Here is an 11,679-nt window from a genome sequence, read left to right as displayed (position 1 = left end):
ATGAGAGACCTGATTACATACATCGCGGTAACTGTACTTATGCTTGCAGTTACACCTGTTATAGCTCAAACTCCAGAGCAATATTTTGAAACTGCAAATGCACACTATGCAGAGGGCAGGTATCAAGAAGCTATAGATGATTATAAAAAGATATTAGACAGCAATCAAGAAAGCGCCGCCGTATACTATAACCTTGCAAATGCACATTTTAAACTAAATAATGTAGCGCCTAGCATTTACTATTACGAGAAAGCAAAGCAACTTGCTCCAGCAGATAGTGACATAAAAAACAATGCTTCATTTGCAGATAAGATGAAGATAGATGCCATAACACCATTGCCAGAAAACACACTTCAAAAATGGTTTAACAGCATTGTCAATATTATGACTACAGACGGCTGGGCATATGCTACAGTCGCATTTGTATTCTTATTTGTAATACTATTTATAAGCTACTACTTTTCTGTAGCCTCTGGCAAGAAACGTTTATTTTTTGTGAGTTCGGTGACAAGTTTGCTTCTTGCCCTCTTATCACTTGTGTTTGCTTATAACGCTTTCGCGAAAATTTCTAAAGACAACCCAGCTATCGTATTTGCTGCAACTTCTGAAGTAAAGAGCGAGCCAAACTTAAAAAGCACACAAGCTTTTATTCTACACGAAGGAACTAAGGTGATGATTCTTGAAACAGTAGATAACTGGAACAAGATAAAACTAGCAGATGGTAAAACTGGCTGGATTCCTACGACAGATGTAAGAGCGTTGTAGTTATTTGTTCTACTTTTGTTATTCTAGGTATTATAAGTAACTTATAGCAAGTCTACTTTAATTCTATTTATTTTTTTAAAACAAAGCACATTATCACAATTATTGCTAGTTTTATTACTAATTAAAAAAACAACCGTTGTTTAAGGCAATCTCTTTATATGCACTCGCCTTTATGATGTCCTTCTCTATAATAGGACCATCATTTATAGCACTCTTTGAATCAGACAGCTCTATTGAGATTGTTCAAGATATTGAAGAGGAACAAAGTGAGTCTAAAAAAGAGCTAGAAGAATATGAGAAGTTCCTTACAGACGACCTCAGTTTTTCTATTATACGTACAGATGATCCTGTACTAGCTTTTTATTGCTACCTAGACAGTTCTTACGGCCACATTAAAGATGTGAGCTCTCCCCCACCAGATTACGTATAAAGATTACTTCATCTTTTGAGTACTTTGTGTTAATGTCACCCATTACTCTTTTCGCGAAAGCGTTATTACTTTTTAAATCATCGCCTTGTCCAACTATGGAGGGGTATTATCTTATTAATTATGTTCAAATATTTAAAAAACGACTTACCCGCTAGTGTCGTTGTATTTTTTGTTGCTTTACCACTATGTCTTGGTATTGCACTTGCCAGTGGCGCACCACTATTTTCTGGTCTTATAGCCGGTATTATAGGAGGTATTGTAGTAGGAGCCTTGAGTGGCTCTCAAATAGGTGTAAGTGGTCCTGCAGCAGGGCTGGCTGCCATTGTACTTACTGCTATTGGCGCTCTAGGAGGTTATGAAAACTTCTTGGTAGCCGTAGTATTAGGAGGTGTAATACAGCTTGTTTTTGGATTCTTAAAAGCAGGAATTATCGGCTATTACTTTCCGTCTTCTGTAATTAAGGGAATGCTTACGGGTATAGGTATTATTATTATTTTCAAGCAAATTCCTCACTTTTTTGGGTATGATGCAGATCCTGAGGGAGACTTTGCTTTCTCGCAAATGGATGGAGAAAACACCTTATCTGAACTAGGAAACATCGCAGGCTCTATAAGTATAGGAGCTACACTTATAGGAGTTATTGCGCTCGCTATTCTTATTTTATGGAGCAACGTGCTTTCTAAAAAAGGAAAGTTTTTCCAGCTAGTACAAGGACCTCTTGTTGCCGTAGCCGTTGGAATCATCTATTATGTAAGCACAATGGGAACAGATTATGCCATTAGTGCAGAGCACTTAGTGAGTGTACCTGTACCAGATAGTGTAGACAGCTTTATAGGGCAATTTGCTTTTCCAAACTTTGGCGCAATTACAAACCCAGCTATATGGGTAACAGCATTTACTATAGCACTTGTTGCGAGTCTTGAGACACTTCTATGTGTAGAAGCAACAGATAAACTAGATCCAGAAAAAAGAGTAACACCTACTAACAGAGAGCTTCTTGCTCAAGGTACAGGTAACATTTTATCTGGTATGATAGGAGGACTACCAGTAACACAAGTAATCGTAAGATCGTCTGCAAACATACAGTCTGGTGGTAAGACAAAGATGGCAGCTATTATACACGGTTTTTTATTGTTAATCTCTGTGATTCTAATCCCTACCTTACTTAACAAAATACCTCTTTCTGTACTTGCGGCTATATTACTTATTGTAGGGTATAAACTTGCAAAACCAGCTACTTTTAAAGCAATGTGGAAAGCAGGATGGAAACAATTTGTACCGTTTATTGTGACCGTAGTAGGTATCTTCTTTATCGATCTTTTATGGGGTATAGGACTTGGTCTTGCCGTAGGTATCGTAGTAGTACTTTACAAGAGTTACAAGAACTCGCACTTCTTAAACAAAGAAGATATAAGTAACGGTACTCAAAAAATGAAAATGACCCTTGCCGAGGAGGTTACTTTCTTTAACAAAGGAGCCATCTTAAAGGAACTTGACAACCTTCCAGAAAACTCTTACCTTGAACTAGATGTACGTAAAACAAGATTCTTAGATAACGATATTATAGAGATACTAGAAGATTTTGCTCTTAAAGCAAAGAGCCGAAACATCAATATCAAGCTTATCTCAGAACGTGGTATCGTAGAGAACCCACCTAGTTATATTGAGTTTTTTAAACTAAGACCTAAAACAGCATAACAAAATATTAATGATCACATTTTTGTGATATACAACATACTATTATGAAAACATTTAATAAAGCTATACAAGACGCTACGACACCTCAAGGTGCATTAGATATTTTAAAAGAAGGAAATAAAAGATTTGTTGCTGCAAAAGCAGCAGATAGAAACCTACTAGATCAAGTAAAAGATACTACTGGTGGACAATGGCCACACTCTGTAGTACTAAGCTGTATAGACTCTCGCGTACCTGCAGAGCTTGTTTTTGATCAAGGTATAGGTGATATCTTTAGCGCACGTGTAGCGGGTAACATCGTAAACGAAGATGTACTAGGTAGTATTGAGTACGGATGTAAAGTTGCTGGGTCAAAACTCGTAGTCGTATTAGGTCATACTATGTGTGGTGCTGTAAAAGGCGCTTGTGACGATGTACAACTAGGTAACATCACCGCATTATTATCAAAAATACGTCCAGCTGTACACGCAGTAGAGGAGCCTAAAGATGCTGCAGACCGCACTAGTGCAAATAAGACATTTGTAAACGATGTGGTTACAAAAAATGTACACTTAACGATTGAAAAGATGCGCGCAGATAGCCCACTTCTTACCGAAATGGAAAATGACGGTGACATCAAGATAGTAGGAGGCGTTTATGACATCTCAAACGGCGAAGTAACATTTGTATAGTAAAACCGCTTTCGCGAAAGCGTAACTAATAACAGTATACGCTTCATACAAACTAAAATGTTAAATTAGTAGGGTGGTTCCGTTAAGAAGCCACCCTATTTTTATGCAAAGAATTAACTTTCTATTTTGACACCAACCTAACCATTATGAAAAACTTCTTTAAACACCTTAAAGGCGATGCCTTTGGAGGAATTACAGCAGGTATTGTAGCCTTACCACTAGCACTCGCCTTTGGTGTGTCTTCTGGTCTTGGACCAAGTGCCGGATTATATGGTGCTATTTTTATAGCATTTTTTGCTGCACTTTTTGGAGGAACTCCTACTCAAATCTCGGGACCTACTGCTCCTATGACCGCAGTGAGTATGGTGGTTATCGCGGGTATTATTGCAACTTTTGATGGCGATGTAGATAAGGCACTACCGGCTATACTCACCGTATTTTTACTTGCAGGTCTCTTCCAGATTGTACTGGGAGTAATGGGCATAGGTAAATACATAAAATACATCCCCTACCCTGTTGTATCTGGATTTATGACCGCTATAGGTGTGATGATTCTTATCACGCAACTTTTACCAGCTGTCGGGTATTATCCTAATCAAGATGAAAGTTATGTAGATAGTTTTAAACCACAGGCGCAAGAAATTGTGCTCGATAAGATTTTACAAGACGAAGCAGGTGAAGGTCTTTTGGTTTTAGAAAACTTTGAAGAAACCATACGCAGAGCAAAACTTACAGACGATACCGACATTTACAAGGAGGCCGTAACTCTTGCAAAAGCATCTTCTTCTGGGGTGGTAGGTACTTTTAAAGTAATGGGACGCGCCTTGCAAAACATAAACTGGATAGAGCTTGCGCTAGCGCTTGCCACGATTTTTATTATTTACGGTTTTAAACGCATAACAACCGTTGTACCTAGTACGCTTGTCGCTCTGCTCGTAGTGTCTGGAGTAGCATATGTTGCACCTTTTGAATACCGAGCAATTCAAGAAATCCCAAGTGGGTTTCCCGTACCTAAGCTTTCTATCATTACCGATTTTAAGTTTAGCATCATATCTCCATATATACTCACGGCACTGTCGCTTTCGTTTCTTGGAGCAATAGATTCGCTGCTTACCTCTGTTGTAGCAGATAATATGACGAAGACTAGACATAAGCCTAACAAAGAACTTATAGGTCAAGGTATAGGAAATACCATCGCTTCCTTCTTTGGCGGGATTCCTGGAGCAGGTGCAACCATAAGGACGGTAGTAAATATTAACTCTGGTGGTAAAACCAAGTTATCAGGAATGATTGCTGGTGTATTACTCCTTTTTATACTCCTAGCCCTAGGCCCTATCGCTTCACAAATACCAGCAGCAGTACTTGCAGGTATACTTATTACCGTAGGTATAGGAGTGATGGATTACAAAGGTCTTAAAGCCATCCCTAACCTTCCTAAGGATTTAAAGATGGGACCTATTAAACTAAGTTCTGAGGTGATTATAATGCTTGTGGTTCTTGTGCTATCTGTAGTGTGGGACCTAGTGGCTGCAGTAGGAATTGGTCTTGTGTTATCGTGTCTTATGTTTATGAAGAAGATGGGTGACTTTACCGCTAGACAGTCTAAAGTTTTTGACCTACGCGCCGCCGAAAAGAATAAAGTATTATGGAGTGACGAACTTATTTTTCCAGATCATCTCAAGGAGGAGGTATTTATAAAGCACCTTCGTGGGCCGTTATTCTTTGGGTATACGAGTGACTTTTCTGCACTTACTAAGCAAATACCTGCAACAGCATCAGATGTTATCTTGCGTATGGGGCGTGTTCCTTATGTAGATCAGTCTGGTGTATATGCGATAGAAGACACGATTCTCCAACTTAACCAAGGCGGAATTAATGTGCATATTGTAGGCCTTAGAAAACAGCCTAAGTATATGCTAGAACGTATTAAAATCATCCCTGAGTTAATACCAGAAACAGAGGTTTATGACACTTTTGAAGAGTGCATCAATTCTCTTAACACTCAGGTAAAAGACAGATATTAAATAGATGATGTGGGGTGTAATTACGCTTTCGCGAAAGCGTAACTATCAACATTACTAAATACTAGAAGAGTCGTCTGTTTCAGTCGGCTCTTTTTCTTTATCTGGGTTATAAATATCCTCATCTTTGGCAGTTTTTATAATTGCCGGAAGTAATGCAGGAGCAAGTGGCTGTACGATAGGATATAAAATAGACTCTTCTTTATTATCATCACCTATGAGACTTATCTGGCGGTCTGCTGCATCTATAAACATAAGAACCACACTTAGTAAAAAGGCAAATTTTATAACAGCAAATGCAGCGCCTAGCAGCTTGTTTACAATACCTAGCATTGCAAAATTTGCAACTTTAGTAAGCAACTTTCCTGCGAGCGATACCACTAAAACAATAATTACAAATGTTATTGCAAATGAGGTAAGCTTTATAATTTGCTCTCCCCACGCCGTTTTCTCAACAAGCCAGTCTGCCACATAATATGAGAAATGTATGGCTCCATAAATACCTGCAATAAGACCTACCAGTGAGGCAAGTTCTACAAAAAAGCCTTTACGTATCCCTTGTACTAAACCTAGAATCAAAATGATCCCAAAAACGATGTCTATTGTGTTCATATGGCTAAGATAAGTTTTTTACAGATTAATGAATTTTGATATTGTGCAAGTAGCTCACCTACGCATTGTATCTTTGTTATCTTACACTTGATGGATATCTTAACTTGTAAGACCCATCATTATTTTCGTAATAAAATAGGATCACAACTGCGGGACTAAACTCCCGATGATGCACATTTATGGCAAGAGACGAGCAACTTAAAGAGAGATATGAAGCGGTAGTACAAAAACTAGCCGACCGCTTTGCAGAGGGAGATACGGGAGCGATGGATCTAGACAGCATTATATACCTCATAGGTATACAAGAGCTAGGGCAACTAGATAAAACCTTTAAGAAGGATGAAAAGATGAACTTGATGCATATAGCCATATGCCGTTTACTAGAACCTTTTGGGTACTACCAGTACGATTATGATGATCCAGATGGATGGCCGCATTACAAAGTACTAGAAGCCTTACCACCACTTAAAGCTGGTGAGCAACAAATACTTATGAAAGATGCCATCGTGCAGTACTTTTTAGAAAAAGGACTTATTTCTTAAATCTTACTAATAGCAAACTCAGATTTTGTGGGTGTTTATTTTCGCACGCTCTTTTTAAGGCTACACCCCAATTTTATTCTTAAATTTGCGCTTTCCTTTTAGAGGGTAAAATCATCCGTTATGTTAGATAAAATCAAAGAACACATTGAAAAAGTAAAGGCCTTTAATGCCCAAACTTTAGAAGAGGTAGAGGCGTTCAGAATTAAGTATTCTGGAAAGAAAGGGCTCGTTAATGATTTTATGGCAGATTTTCGCAATGTGCCTAATGAGATGAAGCGCGAGTATGGACAGGTAATTAACACCCTTAAAGCGAGTGCTCTTGAAAAAGTAAACGAGCTTAAAGAAAAGCTAGAAGGCGCCGAAGAAGAAACGGCTACCGGAGATTTATCACGTCCAGGTGAACCTATTGAAATAGGAGCACGCCACCCTATCTCTATTGTAAAAAATCAAATTATTGATATTTTTTCTCGCATAGGTTTCAACGTTTCTGAAGGTCCAGAAATAGAAGATGACTGGCATAACTTTACTGCCTTAAATCTTCCTGAGTATCACCCAGCACGTGATATGCAGGATACCTTCTTTATTCAAACAGATCCAGACGTATTATTACGCACGCATACCTCATCTGTACAGGTGAGATATATGGAAAATAACAAACCACCTATACGTACAATCTCTCCAGGTCGTGTATATCGTAACGAGGCTATAAGTGGTCGTTCACACTGTTTCTTTCACCAGGTAGAAGGATTATACATAGATAAAGACGTATCATTTGCAGATCTTAAACAAACACTGCAGTACTTCACTACAGAGATGTTTGGAAAAAGTAAAATACGTTTACGTCCATCATACTTCCCATTTACAGAGCCTAGTGCAGAGGTAGACGTATACTGGGGTCTTGAGACAGAAACAGATTACAAAATGACAAAAGGAACCGGATGGCTTGAGATTATGGGCTGTGGTATGGTAGATCCTAATGTACTTGAAAACTGTGGTATTGATTCAAAAGAGTACAGTGGCTTCGCATTTGGTATGGGTATAGATCGTATTGCACTATTATTACACCAGATCTCAGACATTAGAATGCTTAGTGAGAACGATGCTCGTTTCTTAGAGCAGTTTAAATCTGCTTTTTAAAGTCATACTATCCCCTCGAGCGCAGTCGTGGGAAACATCATTTCTTTATTAAATAGGTCTTTACTGCGCTTGACCAGATTAGAGCTATGCGCAAAGACATTATCATACCAGAAGTAAAAGACGTTTATATCGCTGCTGTGCAAGAAATGCACGAGGAGTTTAAAACACTAGACTGGAATGCATATATCATAAACGATGGCCTAGCACCACTCGAGATGGTACTTCTTACCGTACAAGGCTATAATGATAAGCAAATGACCACGCACACGCGTCACACCATAAAAGTGCTACCAGCAAAGGGGTTTGCAAAGATTGAGTTTATGCAAGAAGATATCTTTAAGCTTGATAACTTCTATTCGGTTACATATTTTCTAGATAACAAGATGTATGAGAAGCGTTTTGAGTTTCCTGCACATACCATAAAAGCAGAAAGCGCCGTAGCGCTTCCTGTAATGGATAAAGATGGTGTACTAGCAGTGTAACTTTTTATGCTTTCGCGAAAGCGTAACACCACAACTTAATTAAGCTTCTCTGTAAGCTTTTTAAATACCTTCTTAGGGTCTTTTCCTTTATAGAGAATACAATGCACGGCCTCGATAATTGGAATTTTAGCTTGTTTTTCGCGAGACTCATTAAGTTCTAAAGCACTTTTTGCTGCATAATAGCCTTCGGCTATCATAGACATTTCCATCTGTGCGCTTTTTACCGTGTAGCCCTTCCCTATCATATTACCGAACATTCTGTTACGGCTAAAGACAGAATAACCCGTCACTAATAAATCTCCTAAATAAGCAGAGCCATTAATGTCTCTCTTCATCTTATGAGCACGTTTTACATAACGTTTAATCTCACGTATAGCGTTACTCATTAACAACGCTTGAAAGTTATCTCCGTAGCCTAATCCGTGTGCAATACCAGCCGCGATGGCATAAATATTTTTGAGCGTAGCAGCATACTCAATCCCGATAATGTCATCACTAGTGGTACATTTTATATAATCACTAGATAGGTTTTTTGCCACCAGCTTTGCATTTTCTTTATCTGCACAAGCTATTGTAAGATATGACAAGCGCTCAAGCGCCACCTCCTCTGCGTGACAAGGGCCAGCAATAACGCCTATATTTTCAAAAGGTATGTTATATACATTGTGAAAGTGATCACCCACCAGCTTACCACTCTCTGGCATTATACCTTTTATAGCAGAAATAATGAGTTTATTTTCTAAAGAAGCCGTGAGCTTTGCTAGCTCACCGCCTATAAAAGCAGATGGCACTGCAAAGATGACTACATCTGCATAAGCAACAATCTCGTTTATATCATTACTTAACTTAAGTTGTTCTGGCTTAAACTCTACAGAGCTTAGGTAACTTGGGTTATGCTCTTCGCGTTTGATGTGCTCAAGTGCGTAGTTACTGCGCATATACCAGCCTACAGTCTCTAGGTTTTCACATAGCATTTTTACAATAGCGGTCGCCCAGCTTCCTCCTCCTATAACTCCAAATGTGGGTTTACTCATCATCTGTATTTTATGTCTTAATTATGCTAGTTACTTTTTCATCACGTTGCCTACCTTTTCTGGTAGTACCTCGTAGCCCATATTATATAATGTGAACCCAAAGATATCTGCATACTGCTCAATAGTTTTTGCTACTGGCGTACCAGCACCGTGACCAGCGTCTGTCTCAATACGTATAAGTACTGGGGCATCTCCTGCTTGCTTTTCTTGAAGCTCTGCAGCAAATTTAAATGAGTGAGCAGGTACTACACGATCATCGTGATCTCCCGTAGTAACCATTGTTGCAGGGTATGACGTTCCCGCTTTTACATTGTGTACTGGAGAATACCCTTTAAGATATTCAAACATTTCTTTACTATCCTCTGCTGTACCATAATCATATGCCCATCCTGCACCTGCTGTAAAGGTGTGGTAACGTAACATATCCATTACACCTACTGCTGGTAATGCTACTTGCATAAGATCTGGACGTTGTGTCATTGTTGCTCCTACAAGTAAACCTCCGTTAGAACCACCGCGTATTGCTAAGTACTTTTTTGAGGTGTATTTGTTATCAATAAGATACTCTGCGGCTGCAATAAAATCATCAAAGACATTTTGCTTTTGCATTTTAGTTCCTGCATCGTGCCATTTTTTACCATATTCACCACCACCTCTTAAGTTAGGCACTGCATACACTCCACCTTGCTCCATCCACACAGCATTTGCAATGCTAAAGCTAGGTGTAAGACTTACATTAAAACCTCCGTAAGCATATAAAATAGTAGGGTTCTTGCCATTGAGCTCAGTTCCCTTTTTATATGTGATAATCATAGGCACTTTAGTACCATCTTTTGAGTTATAAAACACCTGCTTGCTCTCGTAAGCTTCTGGGTCAAAATCTATATCTGGCTTGATAAATAATTCTGAGGTACCAGATGCGATGTCGTATTTATAAATGCTCCCTGGCGTTTTATAGTTTGAAAAACTATAGTACAATTCTTTTTCGTCTTTTTCTGCGCCAAAACCTCCTACGCTTCCTACTCCTGGTAATTCTACATCGCGCACTAGCTTACCGCTGTAGTCATACTGTTTTACCTTTGAAACTGCATCTACCATATAACGTGCAAAAAATGATCCTCCTCCAGTACTTGGGCTCAATACATTTTCTGTTTCTGGTATAAAATCTACCCAGTTTTCTGGTGTAGGGTTAGATGCTTCTACCGTTACAACACGCATATTGGGCGCATCAAGATTAGTTGCTATAAAAAGCTTGCTTCCTACGTTTTCCATCACGTAGCTATCAGAATCTTCGTGACCAAGTATGATTACAAAGTCACTACCTGACTTAGTAAGATCTTTCATAAATAACTTTCCTCCAGAGGTAGAGCTACGAGCGCTCACAAGCAGGTAGCGGTTATCCTTTGTCACACTTCCACCTACATAACGGTGTTTCTCTGCAGCTGTCCCGCCAAAGATGAGCTTATCTGTAGACTGTGCTGTACCTAATTTATGATAGTATAATTTATGCTGATCTGTTTTTGCCGATAGTTCGCTGCCCTTAGGCTTATCATAACTAGAGTAATAAAAACCTTCATTTTTATACCAAGACATTCCTGAGAATTTTACATCTACTAGGGTATCTTCTACAATTTCTTTTTTCTCAGTATCCATTACCAGAATCTTGCGCCAGTCACTTCCTCCCTCAGAAATGGCATAAGCAAGAATAGATCCATCTTCAGAGAAGCTTGCTCCTCCTAAGGAAATAGTACCATCTTCGGCAAAGGTGTTTGGATCTAGAAATACCGTAGCTGTACTAGGATCTTCACCTGTTTTGTAGCGGTAAATTACATATTGATTTTGGAGTCCGTCGTTTTTATAGAAGTACGTATAATCACCTTCTTTAAAAGGTGAACCTACTTTCTCATAGTTCCATAAAGTAGCGAGTCTATCTTTAAGCTCTGCTCTAAAAGGAATATTCTTGAGGTAGTCTTGCGTAGTGTTGTTTTCACGCTTTACCCAGTCCATTGTTTCCTCACTGCGATCGTCTTCTAGCCAGCGATAAGGATCTTGCACTTCTGTGCCAAAATAGGTGTCTACCGTATCTACTTTTTTTGTTTCAGTATAAGTTACAGCCATCGATGTTGATTGTTTTTCGGCGTCTTGATTACAGCTTATTATTGCGGTTGTAGCCAGTGCAAATAGAACTAGTTTTTTCATAACGTGTGGGTGTTTGAATGGAGATTCAAGATACGAGTTATTACGCTTTCGCGAAAGCATAAAAAAACCCACTCAAATAAGTGGGTAT

At 38.9% G+C, this 11,679-nt stretch carries 11 protein-coding genes; 8 read left to right on the top strand and 3 right to left on the bottom strand.

The genetic code is table 11. The features are described from left to right. The 5 genes from Q0948_RS06465 (at window position 1) to Q0948_RS06445 (ending at window position 5,588) form a co-directional block, all read left to right on the top strand. Window positions 1-765 (top strand): tetratricopeptide repeat protein, encoded by a 765-nt coding sequence (locus Q0948_RS06465; protein ID WP_298350055.1) that lies wholly within the window; start codon window positions 1-3, stop codon window positions 763-765. Between the two features lie 136 nt (window positions 766-901). After that, the gene (locus Q0948_RS06460; RefSeq protein ID WP_038598449.1) at window positions 902-1,195 is read left to right on the top strand and encodes a hypothetical protein; all 294 of its coding nucleotides are present in this window, start codon (window positions 902-904) and stop codon (window positions 1,193-1,195) included. Between the two features lie 120 nt (window positions 1,196-1,315). Beyond that, a complete protein-coding gene (locus Q0948_RS06455) occupies window positions 1,316-2,893 on the top strand; it encodes a SulP family inorganic anion transporter (protein WP_298350050.1) in 1,578 nt (525 codons plus the stop codon). A 44-nt stretch (window positions 2,894-2,937) separates the two neighbouring features. Then, window positions 2,938-3,564, top strand: coding sequence for a carbonic anhydrase family protein (locus Q0948_RS06450; protein ID WP_298350048.1), 627 nt, complete (start codon window positions 2,938-2,940; stop codon window positions 3,562-3,564). Window positions 3,565-3,710: 146 nt separating this feature from the next. Beyond that, window positions 3,711-5,588 carry a SulP family inorganic anion transporter gene (locus Q0948_RS06445; protein WP_298350046.1) on the top strand — a complete coding sequence of 626 codons (1,878 nt, stop codon included), beginning with the start codon at window positions 3,711-3,713 and terminating at the stop codon, window positions 5,586-5,588. 54 nt (window positions 5,589-5,642) lie between these two features. Here the strand turns inward: Q0948_RS06445 and Q0948_RS06440 are convergent, their stop codons facing one another. Continuing rightward, a complete protein-coding gene (locus Q0948_RS06440) occupies window positions 5,643-6,197 on the bottom strand; it encodes a CvpA family protein (protein ID WP_035326543.1) in 555 nt (184 codons plus the stop codon). 179 nt (window positions 6,198-6,376) lie between these two features. Between Q0948_RS06440 and Q0948_RS06435 the strand changes: the two genes are divergently transcribed. The 3 genes from Q0948_RS06435 (at window position 6,377) to Q0948_RS06425 (ending at window position 8,358) form a co-directional block, all read left to right on the top strand. Then, on the top strand, window positions 6,377-6,739 hold the full coding sequence (locus Q0948_RS06435; RefSeq protein WP_035335302.1) for a hypothetical protein: 363 nt from the start codon (window positions 6,377-6,379) through the stop codon (window positions 6,737-6,739). 120 nt (window positions 6,740-6,859) lie between these two features. Continuing rightward, the gene (gene pheS / locus Q0948_RS06430; RefSeq protein ID WP_035326534.1) at window positions 6,860-7,876 is read left to right on the top strand and encodes a phenylalanine--tRNA ligase subunit alpha; all 1,017 of its coding nucleotides are present in this window, start codon (window positions 6,860-6,862) and stop codon (window positions 7,874-7,876) included. A gap of 86 nt (window positions 7,877-7,962) precedes the next feature. Continuing rightward, window positions 7,963-8,358, top strand: a complete 396-nt coding sequence (locus Q0948_RS06425) for a hypothetical protein (RefSeq protein WP_035335296.1) — start codon at window positions 7,963-7,965, stop codon at window positions 8,356-8,358. Between the two features lie 35 nt (window positions 8,359-8,393). Here Q0948_RS06425 and Q0948_RS06420 read toward each other — a convergent pair whose 3' ends face one another. Together Q0948_RS06420 and Q0948_RS06415 are read right to left on the bottom strand one after the other, a co-directional pair. Next, the gene (locus tag Q0948_RS06420) at window positions 8,394-9,392 is read right to left on the bottom strand and encodes an NAD(P)H-dependent glycerol-3-phosphate dehydrogenase (protein WP_152023918.1); all 999 of its coding nucleotides are present in this window, start codon (window positions 9,390-9,392) and stop codon (window positions 8,394-8,396) included. A 30-nt stretch (window positions 9,393-9,422) separates the two neighbouring features. Beyond that, a complete protein-coding gene (locus tag Q0948_RS06415) occupies window positions 9,423-11,591 on the bottom strand; it encodes a prolyl oligopeptidase family serine peptidase (protein ID WP_298350036.1) in 2,169 nt (722 codons plus the stop codon). Window positions 11,592-11,679 lie beyond the last annotated feature (88 nt).

The sequence above is a fragment of the uncultured Dokdonia sp. genome (assembly GCF_947496725.1).
Lineage (GTDB): Bacteria > Bacteroidota > Bacteroidia > Flavobacteriales > Flavobacteriaceae > Dokdonia.
This window is presented reverse-complemented; position numbering and strand designations above follow the sequence as displayed.

Excerpts from the sequence above, each read along its gene's own strand:
- Q0948_RS06425 (WP_035335296.1), top strand. The coding sequence starts at position 7,963 with ATGCGCAAAGACATTATCATACCAGAAGTAAAAGACGTTTATATCGCT.
- pheS (WP_035326534.1), top strand. The coding sequence starts at position 6,860 with ATGTTAGATAAAATCAAAGAACACATTGAAAAAGTAAAGGCCTTTAAT.
- Q0948_RS06420 (WP_152023918.1), bottom strand. The coding sequence starts at position 9,392 with ATGAGTAAACCCACATTTGGAGTTATAGGAGGAGGAAGCTGGGCGACC.
- Q0948_RS06450 (WP_298350048.1), top strand. The coding sequence starts at position 2,938 with ATGAAAACATTTAATAAAGCTATACAAGACGCTACGACACCTCAAGGT.
- Q0948_RS06455 (WP_298350050.1), top strand. The coding sequence starts at position 1,316 with ATGTTCAAATATTTAAAAAACGACTTACCCGCTAGTGTCGTTGTATTT.
- Q0948_RS06445 (WP_298350046.1), top strand. The coding sequence starts at position 3,711 with ATGAAAAACTTCTTTAAACACCTTAAAGGCGATGCCTTTGGAGGAATT.
- Q0948_RS06415 (WP_298350036.1), bottom strand. The coding sequence starts at position 11,591 with ATGAAAAAACTAGTTCTATTTGCACTGGCTACAACCGCAATAATAAGC.
- Q0948_RS06435 (WP_035335302.1), top strand. The coding sequence starts at position 6,377 with ATGGCAAGAGACGAGCAACTTAAAGAGAGATATGAAGCGGTAGTACAA.
- Q0948_RS06465 (WP_298350055.1), top strand. The coding sequence starts at position 1 with ATGAGAGACCTGATTACATACATCGCGGTAACTGTACTTATGCTTGCA.
- Q0948_RS06440 (WP_035326543.1), bottom strand. The coding sequence starts at position 6,197 with ATGAACACAATAGACATCGTTTTTGGGATCATTTTGATTCTAGGTTTA.